The 20,255-nt window shown below is 44.0% G+C and carries 19 protein-coding genes; 16 read left to right on the forward strand and 3 right to left on the reverse strand.

The window, feature by feature from the left end; all coding sequences use genetic code 11:
* The first annotated feature begins 104 nt into the window (after positions 1-104).
* The 3 genes from ACRRU2_RS03200 to glnA all read left to right on the forward strand — a co-directional run bounded on the left by ACRRU2_RS03200 (position 105) and on the right by glnA (position 3,271).
* The gene (locus tag ACRRU2_RS03200) at positions 105-1,340 is read left to right on the forward strand and encodes an aminotransferase class I/II-fold pyridoxal phosphate-dependent enzyme (protein WP_331699638.1); all 1,236 of its coding nucleotides are present in this window, start codon (positions 105-107) and stop codon (positions 1,338-1,340) included.
* A gap of 73 nt (positions 1,341-1,413) precedes the next feature.
* Complete coding sequence (locus ACRRU2_RS03205) at positions 1,414-1,812, forward strand: MerR family transcriptional regulator (RefSeq protein WP_432499918.1); 399 nt, start codon at positions 1,414-1,416, stop codon at positions 1,810-1,812.
* A gap of 133 nt (positions 1,813-1,945) precedes the next feature.
* Positions 1,946-3,271: a type I glutamate--ammonia ligase gene (gene glnA, locus ACRRU2_RS03210; RefSeq protein WP_432500092.1), complete on the forward strand. Its 1,326-nt coding sequence runs from the start codon at positions 1,946-1,948 to the stop codon at positions 3,269-3,271.
* A 1,642-nt stretch (positions 3,272-4,913) separates the two neighbouring features.
* On the opposite strand, the gene ACRRU2_RS03215 is transcribed toward glnA, so the two are convergent.
* On the reverse strand, positions 4,914-5,024 hold the full coding sequence (locus ACRRU2_RS03215) for a YjcZ family sporulation protein (protein WP_331699606.1): 111 nt from the start codon (positions 5,022-5,024) through the stop codon (positions 4,914-4,916).
* Between the two features lie 78 nt (positions 5,025-5,102).
* Complete coding sequence (gene lexA, locus ACRRU2_RS03220) at positions 5,103-5,723, reverse strand: transcriptional repressor LexA (protein ID WP_331699605.1); 621 nt, start codon at positions 5,721-5,723, stop codon at positions 5,103-5,105.
* Between the two features lie 156 nt (positions 5,724-5,879).
* Between lexA and yneA the strand changes: the two genes are divergently transcribed.
* The 5 genes from yneA (at position 5,880) to ACRRU2_RS03245 (ending at position 9,137) form a co-directional block, all read left to right on the forward strand.
* Complete coding sequence (gene yneA, locus ACRRU2_RS03225) at positions 5,880-6,260, forward strand: cell division suppressor protein YneA (RefSeq protein WP_432499919.1); 381 nt, start codon at positions 5,880-5,882, stop codon at positions 6,258-6,260.
* Positions 6,261-6,485: 225 nt separating this feature from the next.
* On the forward strand, positions 6,486-6,677 hold the full coding sequence (locus ACRRU2_RS03230; protein WP_432499920.1) for a DUF896 domain-containing protein: 192 nt from the start codon (positions 6,486-6,488) through the stop codon (positions 6,675-6,677).
* A gap of 43 nt (positions 6,678-6,720) precedes the next feature.
* Positions 6,721-7,707 carry an aldo/keto reductase gene (locus ACRRU2_RS03235; RefSeq protein ID WP_432499921.1) on the forward strand — a complete coding sequence of 329 codons (987 nt, stop codon included), beginning with the start codon at positions 6,721-6,723 and terminating at the stop codon, positions 7,705-7,707.
* A 54-nt stretch (positions 7,708-7,761) separates the two neighbouring features.
* Entirely contained in the window at positions 7,762-8,280 is a 519-nt protein-coding gene (locus ACRRU2_RS03240) for a hypothetical protein (protein ID WP_432499922.1), read from the forward strand.
* A 68-nt stretch (positions 8,281-8,348) separates the two neighbouring features.
* Positions 8,349-9,137, forward strand: coding sequence for an HAD family hydrolase (locus ACRRU2_RS03245; protein ID WP_432499924.1), 789 nt, complete (start codon positions 8,349-8,351; stop codon positions 9,135-9,137).
* 102 nt (positions 9,138-9,239) lie between these two features.
* On the opposite strand, the gene ACRRU2_RS03250 is transcribed toward ACRRU2_RS03245, so the two are convergent.
* Positions 9,240-9,785, reverse strand: coding sequence for a 1,2-dihydroxy-3-keto-5-methylthiopentene dioxygenase (locus ACRRU2_RS03250; RefSeq protein WP_331699599.1), 546 nt, complete (start codon positions 9,783-9,785; stop codon positions 9,240-9,242).
* Between the two features lie 210 nt (positions 9,786-9,995).
* On the opposite strand from ACRRU2_RS03250, the gene ACRRU2_RS03255 reads away from it, so the two are divergent.
* From ACRRU2_RS03255 to ACRRU2_RS03290, 8 genes are all read left to right on the forward strand, one after another.
* Positions 9,996-12,281, forward strand: coding sequence for a DEAD/DEAH box helicase (locus tag ACRRU2_RS03255; RefSeq protein WP_331699598.1), 2,286 nt, complete (start codon positions 9,996-9,998; stop codon positions 12,279-12,281).
* Positions 12,278-13,591, forward strand: coding sequence for a ribonuclease H-like domain-containing protein (locus ACRRU2_RS03260; RefSeq protein ID WP_432499926.1), 1,314 nt, complete (start codon positions 12,278-12,280; stop codon positions 13,589-13,591). The genes ACRRU2_RS03255 and ACRRU2_RS03260 overlap by 4 nt, the downstream gene beginning before the upstream one ends.
* A 120-nt stretch (positions 13,592-13,711) precedes the next feature.
* The gene (locus ACRRU2_RS03265; RefSeq protein WP_331699635.1) at positions 13,712-14,518 is read left to right on the forward strand and encodes a TIGR01457 family HAD-type hydrolase; all 807 of its coding nucleotides are present in this window, start codon (positions 13,712-13,714) and stop codon (positions 14,516-14,518) included.
* A 27-nt stretch (positions 14,519-14,545) separates the two neighbouring features.
* A complete protein-coding gene (locus ACRRU2_RS03270) occupies positions 14,546-15,361 on the forward strand; it encodes an Fpg/Nei family DNA glycosylase (protein WP_331699595.1) in 816 nt (271 codons plus the stop codon).
* Between the two features lie 47 nt (positions 15,362-15,408).
* On the forward strand, positions 15,409-15,750 hold the full coding sequence (locus ACRRU2_RS03275; RefSeq protein WP_331699594.1) for a cyclic-phosphate processing receiver domain-containing protein: 342 nt from the start codon (positions 15,409-15,411) through the stop codon (positions 15,748-15,750).
* 32 nt (positions 15,751-15,782) lie between these two features.
* The gene (locus tag ACRRU2_RS03280; RefSeq protein ID WP_432499927.1) at positions 15,783-16,802 is read left to right on the forward strand and encodes an SAM-dependent methyltransferase; all 1,020 of its coding nucleotides are present in this window, start codon (positions 15,783-15,785) and stop codon (positions 16,800-16,802) included.
* A 213-nt stretch (positions 16,803-17,015) separates the two neighbouring features.
* Positions 17,016-18,611: a serine/threonine protein kinase gene (locus ACRRU2_RS03285; protein WP_432499928.1), complete on the forward strand. Its 1,596-nt coding sequence runs from the start codon at positions 17,016-17,018 to the stop codon at positions 18,609-18,611.
* Positions 18,612-18,683: 72 nt separating this feature from the next.
* Positions 18,684-20,234, forward strand: a complete 1,551-nt coding sequence (locus ACRRU2_RS03290) for an ABC-F family ATP-binding cassette domain-containing protein (RefSeq protein ID WP_331699591.1) — start codon at positions 18,684-18,686, stop codon at positions 20,232-20,234.
* Positions 20,235-20,255 lie beyond the last annotated feature (21 nt).

The following is a 20,255-nucleotide window of genomic DNA, read 5'->3' on the forward strand; positions in this document are numbered from 1 at the left end:
GTCGCTATTTTTTTGCAAAATAGGTACAATAGAATGGGATATTTTAATGATCGACGAGGAGACTTCGAATTTACATGAACAAGGAACAGATTTCGGAAAAGCTAATGCTGCTGGCAGAGGAAGCGGAACAGCTTGCTGCGCCAGCCTTCGCACGAATAGACAAAATTGCAGAACGCAACCAGTGGAAGGTTATTGAAGCATTTCAACGCCATCAGGTGAGTGATTACCATTTTGCAGGATCAACGGGCTATGGGTATAATGATCGCGGGCGGGAAATACTGGATTTGGTATATGCGGATGTTATGGGAGCTGAAGCAGCTCTTGTAAGGCCTCATTTTGTATCGGGAACTCATACGATAAGCTGTGCGCTGTTTGGGCTGCTGCGTCCAGGCGATGAACTGTTATATATAACAGGAAGGCCTTACGATACGCTTCATAAAGTTATTGGCGCTCCTGAGGATGGGCTGGGCTCATTACAGGATTGGGGAGTAGGATACCGTGATGTGCCGCTCCTTGCTAACGATGAGCTGGATTGGGAAACAATCGAGCGGTCCATAAATGAACGCACGAAGGTTATTGGCATACAGCGCTCGAGAGGCTATGATTGGCGCTCTTCGTTTACAGTAGAGAAAATTGGAGAAATGACAGCTAAAATTAAAAGCATCCGATCCGATCTAATCGTATTTGTTGATAACTGCTATGGCGAATTTACTGAGCTGCTCGAGCCAACAGCTGTTGGCGTAGATATTATGGCCGGCTCGCTGATAAAAAATCCGGGTGGCGGAATAGCCGAAACCGGCGGATATATTGCTGGAAAGCAATTTGCGGTAGATGCAGCAGCGTATCGATTGACGGCTCCAGGCATCGGAGGAGAGGTGGGCGCGATGCTCGGAACGCTGCGTGCTATGTTCCAAGGCTTATTTTTGGCGCCGCACTTAGTTTCCCAAGCGGTAAAAGGCAGCGTGCTCGCTTCAGCCATGCTGGAAACGATGGGTTTTGTGACGAAGCCCCGCTGGAACGATCCGCGGACAGATTTAATTCAAGCGATACAATTTGGCAACGCGGACCATTTAATCGCATTTGTGCAGGGTATTCAGCAAGCGGCCGCTGTTGATGCCTATGTTACACCAGTACCTTCTGCAATGCCGGGCTATGAGAATGAAGTAATTATGGCTGCTGGAACATTTATTCAAGGCGGGAGTCTGGAGCTTTCTGCGGATGCGCCGATAAGGGAGCCGTATATTGCTTATTTGCAAGGGGGATTAACGTATGCTCATGCCAAGTATGGCATACTGACAGCGCTTCGGCGTATGGTAGAAAGAGGGCTGATTATTATTTAATTTGATATTGTTGACACGTTTCTGTACGATAGATACACTAATTTTATTAAGCTTGACGGAAGGCTGGTGCGAAATGGCTGATGAAAATCGCAGAAGTATGGCGTTATTTCCAATTGGCATAGTAATGAAGCTTACAGACTTAACGGCCAGGCAAATTCGATATTATGAGCAGCAGGGTTTAATTCTCCCTGCAAGAACGTCTGGAAACCAACGGATGTTTTCTTTTAACGATGTAGAGCGTTTGCTTGAAATTAAAACAATGATTGAAAAAGGCATTAATATTGCGGGAATAAAGCAGGTTATGCTGCCGGCTGCTGAGGTGGATACCAGCGAGACGCCGATAGAGGAGAGAACTCCGGAGAAGCTGTCACGCAAGCAAATACACCGTTTGCTGAAGCAGGAGCTTATGCAGCAGCGGCCTGGCAAGGCCTCGATGATTCAAGGTCAATTGTCGCGCTTTTTTAAATTATAAAAGTGTTACGAATAACAGCTGTTGCTTGTTGAAGAAATCATGTGGTCATAGCAGTCGGATAACCTATGGTTTCTTTTAAAGCAGATGCAAATAGTAAGGCAGTCTTGGCTCTGACCGTGAAGGAGATGTAATGATGGGGTACACAAAAGAAGATATTAAGCGCATTGCCCAAGAGCAGGATGTTCGTTTTATTCGGCTGCAATTTACAGATTTGCTCGGCATGATCAAAAATGTTGAAATTCCAGTCAGCCAGCTAGATAAAGCGCTGGATAATAAAATGATGTTTGACGGTTCTTCTATCGAAGGCTATGTTCGGATTGAAGAGTCGGATATGTACTTGTATCCCGATCTTGATACATGGGTAGTATTTCCTTGGGTTGCGCAGGATCGCGTCGCCAGATTAATTTGCGATGTATATATGCCTGATGGCAAGCCTTTTGCCGGCGACCCGCGTGGCATATTAAAGCGAGTGCTGAAGGATGCGGAAAGGCTTGGATATTCAGCAATGAATGTCGGCCCTGAGCCTGAATTCTTCCTGTTCAAAACGGATGAGCGAGGCGAGCCTACAACGGAGTTGAATGACAATGGCGGCTATTTTGATCTGGCTCCTATGGATATGGGTGAAAATTGCCGTCGGGATATCGTTTTAACGCTGGAGGAAATGGGTTTTGAAATTGAAGCTTCCCATCATGAGGTTGCTCCTGGCCAGCACGAAATCGACTTCAAATATGCGGATGCGATTCGAGCCGCTGACCAAATCCAGACCTTTAAGCTTGTCGTCAAAACGGTTGCACGGCTGCACGGCCTGCATGCTTCCTTTATGCCGAAGCCGCTATTCGGCGTCAATGGCTCTGGCATGCACTGCCATATTTCTTTGTTCAAGGACCAAGTTAATGCTTTTTACGATGAGAAGGATAAGCTTGGGCTGAGCGAAACTGCAAGACATTGCATGGCCGGGATTATGAAGCATGCCAGATCAATGGCGGCTATTACGAATCCGACTGTCAATTCCTATAAAAGACTAGTTCCTGGTTATGAGGCGCCTTGCTATGTAGCGTGGTCCGCCAGCAATCGTTCGCCAATGATTCGTATTCCTGCATCGCGCGGTTTATCTACGCGTATTGAGCTGCGTAATCCTGATCCTGCTGCGAATCCGTATTTGGCGCTCGCTGTCATGCTAAAAGCCGGTCTCGATGGGATTAAAAACAAGCTGGCGCTTAAAGCTTCAACTGATTGCAATATTTATATTATGTCGGAAGAAGAACGGTTTGAGGCTGGCATTGAAAGCTTGCCGGCAGATTTGAAGGAAGCGCTCGACGAAATGATCAACAATGAAGTGATTGCAGATGCGCTGGGCGAGCATGCGTTAACCCATTTTTATGAGCTTAAAGCAATCGAATGGGATATTTATCGTACGCAGGTGCATCAGTGGGAGAGAGATCAGTATTTGACGCTATAAAGGTGAGGTTTGCATGAAGCTAGAATTTGGCGCTTAGGGGCTAGGTTTGTATGTAGCTAGAATTTGGCGCTTTAGAGGCTAGGTTTGTATGTAAGCAGAATATGGAGCTTTAAAGGCGAGGATGAATGAACGCTTTAATAGGCTAGGATTGCATGAAACTTAAATTTAAAGCGTCATAGCAAGCAGTAGTAACCTTATTGAGTTTTGCGGGCCTGCGGCATATGTGACTGGGGAAATCGTTATTTACCTCTTAACGATGTCTGGGAGCTGGCGATACAGTGTGGATGAAGCACAAGAGTAGGCATAAAAATAGAAAAAACCAATTACTAGTATCTGACTGTATACGAAATTTCAAATACATTTGGACGTTTTGGGATAGCGCCTGACTATTCTGTATGAAATTTCACATACAATTGCGAAAATTAGGCCGTTCCTGCTAATTCTGTATGAAAATTCATATACAATTGCGAAAATTAGGCCGTTCCTGCTAATTCTGTATGAAATTTCATATACATTTGCGAATGTTGGGTCATTCCCGCTAATTCTGTATGAAAATTCATATACAATTGCGAAAATTAGGCCGTTCCTGCTAATTCTGTATGAAAATTCATATACAATTGTGAAAATTAGGCCGTTCCTGCTGATTCTGTATGAAAATTCATATACAATTGCGAAAATTAGGCCGTTCCTGCTAATTCTGTATGAAAATTCATATACAATTGTGAAAATTAGGCCGTTCCTGCTGATTCTGTATGAAATTTCATATACAATTGCGAATGTTGGGTCATTCCCGCTAATTCTGTATGAAAATTCATATACATTCGCGAAAATTAGGTCGTTTCTGCTGATTCTGTATGAAATTTCATATACATTCGTTACTCAATGCTTAGTAGCTAATTTCATCGGTCAATTGAGGCTGGCGATAAGTGGGTAACAGAAGAAAAGATCAATTAGAAGATCAATTTAACAAAAAGAACGCTGATAGGCGTTGCCCTAAGGGCAGTGTTTTCCACTTAGAATCCCCAAAAAACCAAAATTTTTAAAACTGAGTACAGGAAATCAGGCCGTTGAAAAACGCTAACGGAACTGAGACACGCTATTGTACGGAAATCAGTTTATTCTAAAAGCTAACGGAACTGAGAAACCTTATTTACTCAAAATCACTACCTAAACGGGGAAAAGATCACTTATAGCGCTCCACAGTTCCGTTACAGTTTTAAAACACCTTTTTTTGCTAAATAGAGCCTCTCAGTTCCGTTATAATTCTAAACAGATGGCATTACGACTTTTGCTCGGTTATTTAACTACTACAACGAATCGACGGCTTTCCGCTTACTTCTTTAGGTCTGTTATCCGGGCTATTAAGCTGCTGTGGAGCTTTTGCAACACGCTGAGAACGCTGATAGGCGTTCTTTTTGCTTGGTGAGAATAATGTTTATCGATGCATCATGTACATTTTGTGGAAGTATCGGAGTATCAGATATGTATATTTGAGTTGTGAACATAGTGGTTGCTGCGATCTGGTGCATGATAGCCTGCAATGGATTGGGCGCAAAAGAAAGGCAGCTGCAAATGCGACGCATTTGCAGCTGCAATATCACTGATGGCCTATGATTAGGACATTGCTAATTCAGATCAGTAATTAGCAACATCCTTTGTTGCCCCATCCAAAACTGCATGTGATAATCACCAAGAGGATGAAAAGTACAAGGATCGCACCTGCGTTTGAAAAAGCTCCACCTACTGCTGACATAATGTTCTTCACCTCCCCAACTTGTGAATATGTTATAGGTTATGCACTATGGGGAGGAGTTGACTGGGTGTTAGTGGATTAATGCAAATCTCTAAATAGTCCTATGACTTTGCCTAAAATAGTTACGTGCTGGAGCCTGATAGGATCCATCGTCTCATTCTCCGGCTGGAGGCGGATATGATCCTTTTCTTTATAGAAGGTTTTCACAGTAGCTTCGTCGTCTTCGGTCATTGCAACGACAATCTCTCCGTTATTAGCAGTTTGCTGCTGGCGGACTATTACGAAATCGCCATTATGTATACCTGCTTCAATCATACTGTCACCGATTACATTAAGGATAAAAACATTGTTATCGCCTACAAAATGTGATGGCAGAGGGAAGTATTCCTCAATGTTCTCTGTAGCTGTAATCGGGATCCCTGCCGTTACTCGGCCTACAATAGGCACGTTCGCTACAGGAAGCGGGATGACGTTGCTCTCGGTGTCCTGATTCAATATTTCAATAGCGCGGGGCTTGGTCGGGTCACGGCGTATAAAGCCCTTCTTCTCAAGCCGGTCCAAGTGTCCGTGAACGGTCGAGCTTGACAACAAACCTACTGCCTCGGCGATTTCGCGAACCGAAGGCGGATAACCTTTATCTCGTACTTCTTGCTTTATAAATTCAAGTATTGCATATTGTCGTTTGGAAATCTTGGACACGACGATCAACTCCAATCCTAATATTGTGTAAAATTATAACATAGAACCGCCGTTCGCACAAACATAGGTTCTCCGAACAAATATTCTTATTTTGTATTGACCCAAACGTCTGTTCGTGTTATTCTGATAACAGAACAAATGTTTGGGGTGCTGATAATGATGATGACAAATTTGAGTACATACAAATCTATTTATAATGATACAGTTAAGATTGAGCCAGTTAAGCAGAAGAAAGTTCTTTCCGGGAAAGGTTTTTACAAGAAAGTTGTTATGAGTACAGTGATTTTAATGATTTTATTTACATGCTTTAAGCTGATCGGGACTAATGCTACGACCAATTCTTCTGCAGAGCCGCAAGCCGGTGAACAGATTATAGTCGTTCAGTCCGGAGATACGCTATGGAGCATTGCTAAGCAATATATAGATGAATCTGACGATGTTCGATATATGATTTTTAAAATTCAAAGCCGTAACGTTTTACAATCATCGCATATTGTTCCGGGACAGAAGCTCATTATTCCAAATTTAAAATCATAGTTGAGAAGAAGGAGTGTTGGCTTCGGGTTACTAATTAGTTTCCTTTTAAATATTTACATTAGCATGGACTGCTCAAATTTTTGATTTGAGCAGTTTTTTTATTTTTAATGTTTCTCATTCAGAACTAATCGGCACTCACTTTAAGTGAAGAACTTGACAACACATCTCTACAAGTGCAAAGTAAGAAGTGATAATTAATTGTTTGAGAGGATGGGGCAAGCAGTAATGGATATTGATCAATTAATAGCTAGAATTAATGAGTTATCTCGCAAAAGCAAAACATCAGGTTTAACGAATGAGGAGATTGCAGAGAGAGACGAGTTAAGAAAGCGATATTTGAATAATTTCAAAAAAAACTTCAAGCAGCAGCTTGACAGTATCAAGTATGTTGAGGATGAAGAGGATTTAAAACACTGATTCTGTACGGCAATATATAACATATATAAGGAGCTGGAACTGGATGAAGTATAAATTACTGGGCAGAAGCGGGCTTGCTGTTTCGGAGCTTTGCCTCGGCACGATGACTTTTGGCAATACAACTTCAGAGAGCGAATCGATTGAAATGATTGAGCGGTTTGTTGAACAGGGCGGTAATTTTCTAGATACAGCTAATGTATATGTTGGAGGCAAGTCTGAAGAAATTGTAGGAAAAGCCATCAAGAACAAACGTTCGAATATTGTGTTGGCAACTAAGGTGCGGATGAGTACTTCAGATGATATCAATGGCTCTGGACTTTCGCGTAAACATATTATGGACAGTGTTGAGGCAAGCTTAAAGCGCCTGCAAACTGATTATATTGACCTATACCAAGTTCATACTTGGGACGCTGCCACGCCAATAGAAGAGACACTGCGCGCGTTAGATGACTTAGTTTCATCTGGCAAGGTAAGATATATTGGCTGCTCTAATTTTTATTCCTGGCAGATGATGAAGTCATTGGCATGCAGCGAAATGAACCGTTATGTAAAGTTCATTTCAATTCAGCCCCAGTACAGCCTGGTAAGCAGACAAATGGACCGTGAAATGCTATCCTTATGCAAGGAAGAAAATATTGGCTTTATCCCGTGGGCTCCCCTCGGCGGCGGATTTCTTACAGGACGCTACAACCGCAGCGAGCCTACCGAAGGCCGGTTGACTGCCAAGGCAGGAGAAAGCTCCTGGGGGCTTCGCGCGAATGAGCGCAACTTCCAAGTTTTAGACGCCGTACAGTCAGTCGCAGAGCAGCTGGGGAAAACACCGGCACAGGTGGCTTTGCGTTGGTTGAATCAGCTGGAAGGCATGACGTCACCAATTTTTGGAGCTCGCACTTTAGAGCAATTTAACGATAATATGGGCGCAATTGGCTGGGAAATGCCGCAAGAGGTGTGGAACCAATTAAATGAGGTTAGTGCACTAGAGGCGGATTACCCGAATCGCTTTATTGATAAATTCAAGCGCAATATTTAAGGAAAGCAATTTTTGGAATTATTCTGACAGTTTTAATAGTAGGAGGAATATGATTTGTCACGATCTTGGGAGCGCAAAGTGCGCAAAAATATGGAACAAGCCAATAAAGCAAGAAAAAAGCAAGGTTCAACCTTAATTAATACGAGCGGCGGAAGCTCGGTTAATGATGGCTTGCGTTTTGCAGGACGGAATTTTATTGTGCCATCCTTGCTAATTATTTTCATTGTAGGCTATTGCTTTTTAATGCTGACAGCCCCTAATTACGTGCCGGATACGATGTTTTGGGTTACGATAGGCTGTTATGTATTATTGGCAATGTTGTTTTTCTTCCGCAAGCCTTATTTGAAGGTAGGTAAAGATTTTGTTCAATCTCGCCGCTTTACAGGGGACAAGCGTATGCCGGCAGCTGATATTAAAGAAATAAGAGTGCATAAGGATTATGTCGTTGTAATGCCGCAGAAGGGCAGCGCATGGACATTTTCAAGAGTATTGAATCGTTTTCCAACGGAACAGATGTCAATGGAGCTAACTACCTTTGCACAAAAAAACAATATTAATTTGGTTAATCAATAATTATTAATTAGTAATTATTAATTATTTGATTCGTAGTCGAATTATAGAAATAGGAGAGAATGTGCACGATGGCTAAGCAAGCTGTTTTATTTGATTTGGATGATACTTTGCTATGGGATGACAGAAGCATTAAGGAAGCCTTTCAAGCTACCTGCGAGACGGCTGCGGCTGCGACAGGAGTAGATGCTGAAGAGCTTGAGCAGGCTGTGAAAAAAGAAGCTAGAGCGCTATATGAATCATATGAAACATACTCTTTTACAACAATGATCGGGATTAATCCATTTGAAGGGCTATGGGGCAATTTCACGGCAGGCGATCAGCCTGAATTCCGCAAGATGGAAGCTATTGTGCCACAATATCGGAAAGACGCTTGGACAAACGGACTAAAAGCATTAGGAATTGACAATGCTGCACTAGGCGCTGAGCTTGCAGAGCAGTTCCCGGCAGAGCGTCGTTCCCGTCCAATTGTATACGAGGAAACTTATCGTGTGCTGGAGCAGTTGAAGAAAGACTACAAGCTGCTGCTGCTAACCAATGGGTCTCCTGACCTGCAAATGGAGAAGCTGGCAGGCGTACCGCAGCTGGCGCCTTACTTTGACCATATTGTTATTTCCGGACAATTCGGTCAAGGCAAGCCAAGAGCCGCTATTTTCGAATATGCGATGAATAAGCTTGGCATTGCTGCAGAAGAAGGCGTTATGGTAGGAGATAAGCTCACTACCGATATTCTTGGCGCCAATACAGTCGGAATGGATTCTGTATGGATTAACCGTCATGGCATCGTTCGCTCTGATGATATTGTACCGGTTTACGAAATAACTAATCTTGAGCAATTATTTGATATTGTAAAAAAATAAAGATCTTACTAGCAGCAAAAAACCTCCAGTCAGCCTATTGATAGGTGCTGGAGGTTTGTACTTTTCAGCGTAAGGGCGTATAGTAAAAAGATACGCTGTCCACTAGTTTTTTGATTGGAATTGCGGATCAGCAAATGGATGGGCAATCCAGCCTTCAGTCTCAATAAAGAGACGAACGGCAACGATTTGTCTGTTTTCCATCAAAGTGAAAAAATGAGGCTTATGCTCAGGCACAGAAATAACATCGCCTGCTTCAAGCTCAACATCGAAGTAGCCCACATCATCTGTACCTTTAATAATGAAAATACCTTTACCAGCCGTAATAGCGCGAACTTCATCCTCAGTATGAGTATGAACGTTTTCGAATTTTTTCAGCAATTCGTCCAAATTAGGCGTAGCATCTGACAAAGCGATAATATCCCATGTCAAATATCCGCGGCGTGCAGCAAGATCGCGTATTTCATCATCAAAAGTGGCAAGAATTTGTTGTTTTTCTTCATCAGAAAGAACAAATTTATTTTGCAGCTCAGCTGGCAGCTTGGATGGATTCCAATGCTCATACAGTACCTCTTGGCTTTCTAAAAATGCACGAACGTTTTCCTCTCCTTGAATGCGTTCGCCAGTGTTGCGGATTTTAACCTCAGCCACTTCCATCCCCTCTTTTCCCATAGAAATTAAATGATATAAATAGTATAAATGAAAAAGATCATATTGTCGAACAAAATACTCACAGCCAATCACGCATGAAAGGCATATTACTCATTGCAGTGCGAACATGCATTCTGTACAATAAGAAGACAGTATAGTTGTTGAATTCAGCTGCGGAGCTGGGGTTATTGAAGTATAGGAGTGATAGCAATGAACCGTTGGACAGGCAGAAGCGATAGCTTGGAGGAATGGCTGGAGGAATTGAAGGGGATGGAGGAAATTATGGCGAATGTGACCCATTGGCGAACGATTCCGCCGCGCGCCTCCGTTACTTGCCCGTTGCCGCAGGATTTGCACCCGTCGTGGAGAAAGGCGCTTTCGAATAAAGGAATTGAACAGCTTTATGTACATCAAGGCTCAGCTTATGCTGCAGCAAGAAGAGGCGAGCATGTCGTTGCAGTGACACCTACAGCTTCCGGGAAAACGCTCTGCTACAATTTGCCAGTTATTCAAGCCATTCTGGAAAATGACGAAGCAAGAGCATTGTACATATTTCCTACTAAAGCGTTGGCGCAAGATCAGGTTGCCGAGCTGCAAGTGCTGGCAGACGCTATGGAAGCAGGCTTAAAAACACATACCTATGATGGGGATACGCCGCCAAATGTCAGGTCTGTCATTCGCAGCGCCGGACATATTGTAGTTACAAATCCGGATATGCTGCATTCTGCTATATTGCCGCATCATACGAAATGGGTAAAGCTATTTGAAAACTTGAAATTTATTGTAATAGATGAAGTACACGCTTATCGGGGCGTTTTCGGCAGCCATGTTGCCAATGTGATTCGCAGATTGAAGCGTATCTGCAAGTTTTATGGATCCTCACCGCAATTTATTTGTGCTTCTGCAACGATTGATAATCCTAAGGAGCATGCAGAACGGCTTATTGGAGAAGAGGCTGCTCTAATCGACAACAACGGCGCTCCGATGGGAGAGAAGCATTTTGTGTTCTACAATCCTCCTGTCGTCAATAAACAGCTGGGCATACGCCGCAGCAGCGTGCTTGAGACGAGAAAGCTGGCCGGATATTTATTAACGCAAGGCGTACAAACAATTGTATTTGCTAGAAGCCGGGTACGTGTAGAGCTGCTGCTTACCTATTTGCAGGATTTGGTTCGCCATCAATTAAAGCGCGATACAATAAGAGGATATCGGGGCGGTTATTTGCCCAAATTACGCAGAGAAATTGAGCACGGACTGCGCTCTGGCGAAATTAGAGGAGTAGTGAGCACGAATGCGCTGGAGCTGGGCATCGATATCGGCCAACTGCAAGCATGTGTGCTCAATGGTTATCCGGGAACGGTCGCCAGTACCTGGCAGCAATCAGGCCGCGCGGGAAGACGAGCAGAGAGCTCCGTCACTTTTCTTGTAGCAAGCAGCAATCCGCTTGATCAATATATGATACAAAACCCTGATTTTTTCTTTAACAAACCGCCTGAAAGAGCACTGATTGAGCCTGATAATTTACTTATTTTAATTGATCATGTCAAATGCGCAGCCTACGAGCTGCCTTTCCAAGCGGGTGAGAGCTTTGGAGCAGAACGGCTTGAGGATATGATGGAATTTCTCGTAGAGGAAAAAGTGCTGCATGAAGCCGGCAACCGCTGGTATTGGATGGATCAGTCGTTTCCTGCCAATCATATTTCGCTGCGGACAGCTGCAGGCGAAAATTTTATTATTATAGATATTTCCAACCAGAATAAAGTTATTGGTGAAGTTGATCGGTTCAGTGCTCCAACGCTTATCCACGAGGAAGCTATCTACATTCATGAGGGTGTGCAGTACCAGGTGGAAAAGCTCGATTATGAAGAGAAAAAAGCTTATGTTCGCCTTGTTGATGTAGATTACTATACAGATGCCAATCTGGCAGTAGATTTAAAGGTGCTGCATGTGGACAAGGAAAGCATGCAAGGCAGTCTGCATATCCAGTATGGCGAGGTGACGCTGCAGGCAAAACCGACGATATTCAAAAAGATTAAGCTGAGAACGCATGAAAATATAGGTTCGGGGCCGATTCATTTACCGGAAGAGGAGCTGCATACTTGCGGCTACTGGTTTTCATTTCAAGATGAGCTGGCACAGCAATTAAGTAAAAACGATATGCAGTCAGCGCTGCTTGGTGTTGCCAATGTGCTTGTTCATATCGCACCGCTTTATTTGATGTGCGATCCCTTTGATATTCGCGTTGTACCGCAGGTTAAAGCTATTCATACTGAGAAGCCGACCGTGTATTTCTATGACCGATATCCTGGTGGCATCGGATTAAGTGAAAGATTGTATGAGGTTCATACGCAATTATTGGCACAAGCTGAGACGCTAATTGAAAGCTGCGGCTGCCAAAGCGGTTGTCCTGCCTGCGTGGGTCCAATTGAAGAGGTTGGACTGCTCGGCAAGCAGCTTGCTAAACAGCTGCTGTCAGAAGCGAGGAAAAGCTTATGAGCAGCTTGCGATCAAGAATGAATCGGCTGACAGGCACGACACCAGTGAACGATGAGTCATTGTCTGAAGCTGCAAAGCGCGAGGAGCTAGGAGATAGTGAACTTGAAGCAGAGACGAGTAATACTAACGATTTAATTGAGACATTGGACCCTAGATGGCAAAGCTTGGACGTAAAGCTGTATCAGCACGAGCAGGGCAGCTTTTTATTGCGCCGAATCCGGTATCCGCTAAGCAAGCGGCATGGCTATTATGCGCTTGAACAATTACAGGCAGCAGTCAGTCATTTAACGGCCTTCCATCCAGCACAGCAGTTCAGCAGCACGGAGCTGTTATTTTTGGATTTGGAGACGACAGGCCTCGGAAGCGGAGCAGGAAATATACCGTTCATAACTGCAATCGGATATATGGAACGGGACGGTTATGTATTGGAGCAGGCATTTATACGGCATCCTGCCGAGGAATACGCAATGCTGGCGTATTTATTAGAAAAAGTAAGCAGCTTTAAAGTATTGGTAACGTACAATGGAAAAACCTTTGATTGGCCGCTCATCGAAAACAGAATAATTATGAATGGATTAGGCAAGAAGCATAGCTGGAAGCCGCTTCATATTGATTTGCTTCATCCTTCACGATCCGTTTGGCGCAATACACTTGCGTCCTGCAAGCTTAGTCATGTCGAGGAGGAAAGGCTGGGCATTGATAGAATAGACGATGTTCCGGGCTCGCTGGCACCACAGTTGTACTTTCAGTATTTGGCTGAAGACAACCCGCTAATTGTTCAAGGGGTATTTCAGCATAATGAGCTGGACATTCTTTCTTTAACAGCGTTAACTATTAGATTTGGCGAGCTGCTTGGCGGCAGGCTCATTAAAACTTTAGCTCCAACATTAGATCTGGAGGAGCTTGTGCGTACGGGGCTTTGGCTTGAAAAAATGAATGCGTCATTATTAGCAGAACAATATTATGAATTAGCATATCAACATAATGGAAATAATCCCTCGGCTTTAAATATGCTGGCTGCCCGAGACAAGAAGGCTGGAAATTGGGACAGAGCTGTGGTATTGTGGCAGAAAGTCGCTTTGCAGCAGCAGAACAAGGGGAGCTCAAGAATGGACGCTTGCATCGAGCTGGCTAAGTATTTTGAGCATAAAAAGAAGGACTATTTTGTCGCGCTTGATCTGGCAACTCAAGCGCTAGATCAGCTTGCTAATGACTCGTTTGCGGCTATGAACCGCAGCAAGTACAGGCTGGAGCTGGACAAGCAGCGGCAGCGGGTAGCCAGACTGCAGCGCAAGGTTCAGCGTGTATGAATTAAACAGTTGTATCAGCAATAATTGTAAATTGCATATACTGTATTTATACCAGAAGCATTAAGCTAGCTGACGGACAATGGTAAAGCTACAAGCAGGAGAGGATTGAAGGGCTTGAACATGATGAAAGGTTTTTTAATTGATTTGGACGGTACCCTTTATCACGGCTTGAAGCCGATTGAAGGTGCGGGAGCATTAATTGAGTATTTGCAAACTCAGGGGCTGCCCTATCAATTTGTTACGAATAATTCCTCCGTATCAGCTGAAGAGGTAGCTAGACGATTACGGAATATGGATATTCAGGCAAGTGCGGAGCAAGTATGCACCTCTGCTAATGCGGCAGCTGCATATATTGCCAATTTGAAGCCGAATGCACGTGTTTTCGTGATTGGCGAATCTGGTTTGCATGAAGCTATAGAGCAATCGGGCTTGCAAATTACTGATTTGAATGCAGATTTTGTCGTACAGGGCATTGATCGTCAGCTAACCTATGATAAAATAGCAAGAGCGGTTAGACAGATTCATAATGGCAGCCAGTATATTTTAACGAATCCTGACTTGCTTTTGCCTTCAGAAGGCGGACTCATTCCTGGAGCAGGATCAATTGGCGCTATGCTGGAGGCTGCGTCTGGAATCAAACCGATCATTATAGGAAAGCCCTCAGCCATTCTTATGGATTATTCGATAGCCCGGCTGGGAGTTGACCGTAGTCAAACCTATGTAATTGGAGATAATATAGCAACAGATATCGCGGCTGGACAATCAGCAGGCTGTGGAACTATATTGGTTTTTACAGGACTTACAACAAAGGAAAATTATAACCATTATGCCAAGCTTGCAGGCTGTGAGCCTCAATATATTTGCAAGGATTTATTTGAATTGCAAATAATGATTGCCAAATCGCATCAGCTGCTTAACAAGGTTTAAAAGAAAACAGGAGGGAATTTCAGCAATATGCATGAATTACCTGAATTAGAAATACAACGCGCATTTTTGGCCGAGCAATTTGCCGGAAGCAGAATTACACATATCGAATGCAAAGATAAAAAAATGAAAAGCGCTCATGCAGAATCCTTTGCAAAGGAAGTAGTTTCCGCATCGTTGTGGTTTGTAGAGAGACGCGGAAGCAATTTTTTATTCCATTTGGATAATGGCAAGCGCCTATGCTTTTCTTGGACGGACGACGCTCGAATGTACGTGAGCAAAGGCGCTGACGCCAAAGAAAAGGATAAGGCAGCGCTATCGATTTATTTTGGCGATAACAAACTGGCGTTTTATGGTCTTGAAGCGAGTGACATCGAACTGTTAACCGTTCGAGAGGCTGAGAAAAAATATGCTCCTTTGGGCGGCGATCCGTTAGACCGCCATTTGACTGTTCGGCAGTTTAAAGAACGGTTTGCCCGTAAGCGCAGCTCCTTGAAAACAGCGCTTACCGATGAAGCATTGCTTGCTGGAATCGGCAATGTTTATGCGGACGAGATAGCTTTTCGCAGCGAATTATCGCCTGCTATTAAGCTCTCCGAGCTTACCGAGTCTGACTGGGAAAAGCTGTTTGCAGAAATAAGGGCCGTACTCAAGGAAGCGATCCAATTAGGCGGTATTGAGCAAAATCCGCTGCATGAGGAAGATGAGGCCACAGGAGGCTATTATGCTCGCCTGCAGGTTTACGGCAAGGATGGCGAGAGCTGCTCTCGCTGCGGATCGCCTATTATTAAAAAGCTTATAGGCAGAAAAAAAAGCTTCTTATGCAGCAAATGTCAAAAAGAATAGGATGATGAGCATTTGCTTCATCATTCTTCCGGGATGGAGGAGCAAGGTTGATACATGTCTATTTGGATGATTTCAGAGTGTGCCCCAAAGGCTTTGTGCTAGCCAAAAATGCAGAAGAATGCAAGCTGTTGATTGATGAATATGCAATTGATATTTTATCCTTGGACTATGATCTTGGCTGGGGAGAGCCTTCTGGTATAGAGGTGGTTCGCCATCTTGTTCATACAGGCAAATATCCTCAGCAAATATTTTTGCATACTTCCAGCATAGCTGGACGGCTGCAGATGCATGAGCTGCTGAGCAAAAATATTCCTGCATCGACTAGCTTGTTTGGCAGCGCTATACCGCATTCTTTATTGTCCAAAATAGCTATGCTGCATCAGAACTAATCTTTATTTTATGAATGAAAGAGGCTCGGACTGTGAATCAATGGATAGGAACTGCTAATCAGCACTATGCAAATTATGCGATGGAAGAGCTGCGCCGGCTCATACCTGGCGCAAGCTTCACGCAGCTAGCGGCTAGTGAAGTGTTTATGATGAACAGCCCTCTTGAAAGAGAGGCGCTGCTTGAGCTTGTTTTGGAGCATGAACCGATTTTTTTAAGACATATTCAGCCGGTAGATCGTACAATTGCAATAACGGGAAGTACAGACGACCTTGAAGCGTTGGCCGAAATGGTCCGCAATGCAAGACTATCGTTTGAAAACAAAGATACAGCTGTTCATGTGCGAAAAGCGTCTGGCAGCCCGTATACATACTCCACCGCAGATACAAAAGCTGTTATCGATGCTGTTCTAGAAGATATTGATTCCCAGCCGGTAGTTCAACAGCCAGAAATTATTATCGCCATTTATGCTGGAGCGACCCAGCTATACGCAGGGTTCGCAACACCTGAACAAATGCTGTCGGATTGGCCTGGCGGAGCAGTTCGTTTTCAGCGCGAAGAAAATCAAGTTTCTCGCGCCAAATTCAAGCTGCTTGAGGCGGAAAGAGCGTTTGGGCTTCATTATGAGCAATATCGCAATGCGTTAGATGTAGGTGCTGCGCCAGGCGGCTGGACGTCGCTGCTGCTGGAAAGAGGATTGTCGGTTACCGCTATTGATCCTGCCAATATGCATGAATCGCTATCAAATCATCCTGGGCTCATTCACTACAAGCAGAATGCATCTGATGTAAAGCTGCAAAAAAATCATTACGACCTGCTTGTATGCGATATGAGCTGGAGCCCGATGCTTATGAGCAAGCTAGTGCTTGATTTAGAATATGCGCTGGCCGATGATGCTATTGCTGTTATTACGATTAAGCTAATGCATAAAAAGCCTTTGCAAACGATTAGAGAAGTGATCGAACGGCTTCAGCAAAAGTTCGAGCTTATAAAAGCTAAGCAGCTTTTCCATAATCGTGAGGAAATTACACTTTGTTTAAAGCATAAAAAATAATGAACATCATTAGGGAAGCACCCTAAGCATACTGCATGCTAGCAGTAAGCTTAGGGTGCTTTTTTCAATATAAGAAAGAGTAAGTTCTTGTAGCCTTATATCTGTTTTTATATTTCATCGTTAAACGCCACTGTCCAAAGGACGGTAGAGCTGTTTATCCTTGTTTAATAGTTTTTGCAAAGCTATGAATGCTTAATAAAGGAGGAAGCTAAAGTGGAATTGTATTTGGAACAAGGAACAGTGATTGAGAAGCGCTATAAGATTCGCAGAAAAATAGGCTCAGGAGGAATGGGCAGCGTGTATGAAGCATCAGATTTAAGATTGCATGGCAGCGCCAGGGCGATTAAAATTTTTCATAGCAAGCCGAGCGACACACTGAATCTAACCATAGAAGTAAAGCTGCTGCTGCAATTGGAACATCCATCACTTCCAACAATATATGATTACTATGCTTCAACTGGAGCAAATCCTGAAATGATGGTAATGAGCTTTGTTGAGGGTAAATCGCTCGCACAGATGCTTCGAGAAAATCATATCTTTCCGCTTGATCAGCTGCTTCATATAAGTATGCAGCTCGTATCCGCACTCATTTATTTGCATGAGCAGCCAATCCCGATTATACATCGCGACTTAAAGCCATCCAATGTGCTGCTTAATCATCAGGGAAAAGTGACGCTCATCGATTTTGGGATATCCCGTTATTTTAAATTCGGCTTGCACGAAGATACTGTAAAACTGGGCACTTATGGCTTTGCAGCTCCGGAGCAATTTGGCGGAGATTTACAATCGGATGTAAAAACAGATATTTATGGGCTTGGTGCATTGTTATATTGCCTGTGGGAAGGCACAGCTTACAACCAGCAGCAAAATGGCTTACAGCGTAATAAGCTCTTGCTTCGAAGAAAGGGCGCACCTCGCGGTTTTGTCGAGATGCTTAGCATGATGCTGGAGCATAATCCAGCGAATCGCTACTTCTCAATGCGGGAAGTCGAGGCAAAACTGCTGCAGCTCCGCCAATTGAGCCATCTGCATGAGCAAGCGCCTATATGGCCGGCATTTTCGAGTCATGGGCTTACAATAGGCGTATTTTCCTTATTCAACGGAGCAGGCTCTACGCTACTTACACTAGCGCTTGCTGAATTGCTTGGAAGAAGCGGGGCTTCCGTAGCTGCTGCTGAATTCCATGACGGCAGCCCTGAGTGGGAAAAGCTGTTGCCAGCAGTGAAGCTATTATCACAAAAAGACAAACATTCGAGATTTTATCATATGCGCAGCACAGCCCTGTCTATTGATTATTATGTTAAAGCTGAGAGGATGGATGTGTACGATCAAAGTTTGCAGCAAATGAGCGAGGAGCTGCATGAGCAGCTTCATGTACGGCTTAATGCGCAGCAGCATAATCACATGATGATAATGGACTTTTCTGCCCGGCAAATGGATGAGGTATGGCAATACTGGGTAGATCATGCGAACTACATTATAGTCGTAGCCGATCCGTTTATGGCAAAATGGTCGCAGAGCAAAGTTGAAGCATTTGACAAAGCAAGTGAAAAAAGAGGGAAGGATTCATTCTTTTGGATAGCTAATAAGATGGAACGGTTCAGGCATGAGGAGGAATGGCTGTCATACTTTCCAATCAAGCCCGCTGCAGCTGTGCCTTTGCTGCCAGCGCGTGAGCTGTTGCAGACGATGTGGTCATTTTCTATGCTTACCGATAATGGTATTCTCCGGAAAATGCTGCATGTGTCTTTTAGGCCAATTTTGTCTAAGCTGCTAAAGGAAATGGATACAAAGAATATAAGGATATGATACAATAGTACGGGCATCCTGTCCGTCTATGACAGGTGAGCTTTAATTTTTGCTGGAATGGAGCTAATTTAGATGAGTTTATTAACGGTTGAAAATTTATCACATACATTTGGCGATCGGGTTTTATTCAAAAACGTATCCTTCCGTCTGCTTGCCGGAGAGCATGTAGGTCTGGTCGGTGCTAATGGTACAGGCAAATCGACATTAATGAGTATTCTGACTGGCAGTCTGTTGAAGGACGACGGCAAGGTAGAGTGGACGCCTCGCATTCGCTATGGCTATTTGGACCAGCATACGAAGTTGGAAGCGGGCAAGACGATTAGAGATGTGCTTAAGGATGCATTTCTTCCCATGCTGCAGCTTGAAGCTGAACTTAACGATATAGCGGGGCAAATGGCTGAAGCGGATGCAGACACGTTGGATCAATTGCTCATACGAATGGGAGAGATCCAGGAGGAGCTTGAAATAGGCGATTTCTATATGCTTGATGTGAAGGTTGAGGAAATGGCCAATGGCCTTGGCCTTAATGCCATCGGGCTGGATCGTGATGTTGCTGCGTTAAGCGGCGGTCAGCGCACCAAAGTATTGCTGGCAAAGCTGCTGCTTGAAAAGCCGACCGTGCTGCTGCTGGATGAGCCGACCAACTACTTGGATGAAGAGCATATATCATGGCTGACGAACTATTTGAAATCATATCCGTACGCCTTTATACTCATTTCTCATGAAACGGGCTTTATGAACGAGGTTGTAAATGTTATTTACCATCTTGAATTTGCCAAACTGACACGCTATTCTGCCAATTATGATAAGTTTTTGGAAATGGCGGATATTAATAAAAACCAACATATTGACGCGTATGAGAAGCAGCAGGAATTTATTAAAAAGCAGGAGGATTTCATACAACGCAATAAAGCCAGATATTCGACTTCCGGCAGAGCGAAGAGCCGCGAGAAGCAGCTGGATCGCCTTGAACGGATTGATCGGCCGGAGGAGGCTGCTAAGCCTACGTTCTCGTTCAAAGAGTCACGCACTAGCGGAAAGACAGTTTTTGAAGCGAAAAATATGGTTATCGGCTATGACCGTCCATTGCTTCCAAGTATGAATATGCTGATTGAACGAGGCGATAAAATTGCAATAGTCGGCTGCAACGGTGTAGGGAAATCGACGCTGCTGAAAACGATACTTGGCGTGATTCGGCCGATTGAAGGCGAAACTTATCAAGGGGATTTTTTAAATCCAGCCTATTTTGAGCAGGAAGCAAAAGCGCCATCCTTAACGCCGCTTGACGATGTTTGGAACGAATTCTCCTTTTTGAATCAGCATGAGGTTCGCGCTGCACTTGCGCGCTGTGGTTTGAAAAATGAGCATATTACACGTTCGCTTAATATGCTTAGCGGCGGCGAGCAGGCAAAGGTCAGACTGTGCAAGCTAATGATGCGCGAGAGCAACTGGATTTTATTCGATGAGCCTACGAACCACTTGGATGTCGTTGCGAAGGCAGAGCTGAAGCGGGCATTAATGGAATATAAAGGAACTGTCGTGCTCGTCTCTCATGAACCTGACTTCTACGAGGATTGGGTTACAAAAACATGGGATGTAGAGCAATGGTCCATGAATAAGTAATAAGCTGAATCAATATTTAAA

Source organism: Paenibacillus sp. GXUN7292 (assembly GCF_050864975.1).
Lineage (GTDB): Bacteria > Bacillota > Bacilli > Paenibacillales > Paenibacillaceae > Pristimantibacillus.

Bases quoted from the DNA above. Each gene is read 5' to 3' on its own strand.
- ACRRU2_RS03200 (WP_331699638.1), top strand. From the start codon at position 105: ATGCTGCTGGCAGAGGAAGCGGAACAGCTTGCTGCGCCAGCCTTCGCA.
- ACRRU2_RS03205 (WP_432499918.1), top strand. From the start codon at position 1,414: ATGGCTGATGAAAATCGCAGAAGTATGGCGTTATTTCCAATTGGCATA.
- glnA (WP_432500092.1), top strand. From the start codon at position 1,946: ATGGGGTACACAAAAGAAGATATTAAGCGCATTGCCCAAGAGCAGGAT.
- ACRRU2_RS03215 (WP_331699606.1), bottom strand. From the start codon at position 5,024: ATGTCAGCAGTAGGTGGAGCTTTTTCAAACGCAGGTGCGATCCTTGTA.
- yneA (WP_432499919.1), top strand. From the start codon at position 5,880: ATGATGATGACAAATTTGAGTACATACAAATCTATTTATAATGATACA.
- ACRRU2_RS03230 (WP_432499920.1), top strand. From the start codon at position 6,486: ATGGATATTGATCAATTAATAGCTAGAATTAATGAGTTATCTCGCAAA.
- ACRRU2_RS03235 (WP_432499921.1), top strand. From the start codon at position 6,721: ATGAAGTATAAATTACTGGGCAGAAGCGGGCTTGCTGTTTCGGAGCTT.
- ACRRU2_RS03245 (WP_432499924.1), top strand. From the start codon at position 8,349: ATGGCTAAGCAAGCTGTTTTATTTGATTTGGATGATACTTTGCTATGG.
- ACRRU2_RS03255 (WP_331699598.1), top strand. From the start codon at position 9,996: ATGAACCGTTGGACAGGCAGAAGCGATAGCTTGGAGGAATGGCTGGAG.
- ACRRU2_RS03260 (WP_432499926.1), top strand. From the start codon at position 12,278: ATGAGCAGCTTGCGATCAAGAATGAATCGGCTGACAGGCACGACACCA.
- ACRRU2_RS03265 (WP_331699635.1), top strand. From the start codon at position 13,712: ATGATGAAAGGTTTTTTAATTGATTTGGACGGTACCCTTTATCACGGC.
- ACRRU2_RS03270 (WP_331699595.1), top strand. From the start codon at position 14,546: ATGCATGAATTACCTGAATTAGAAATACAACGCGCATTTTTGGCCGAG.
- ACRRU2_RS03290 (WP_331699591.1), top strand. From the start codon at position 18,684: ATGAGTTTATTAACGGTTGAAAATTTATCACATACATTTGGCGATCGG.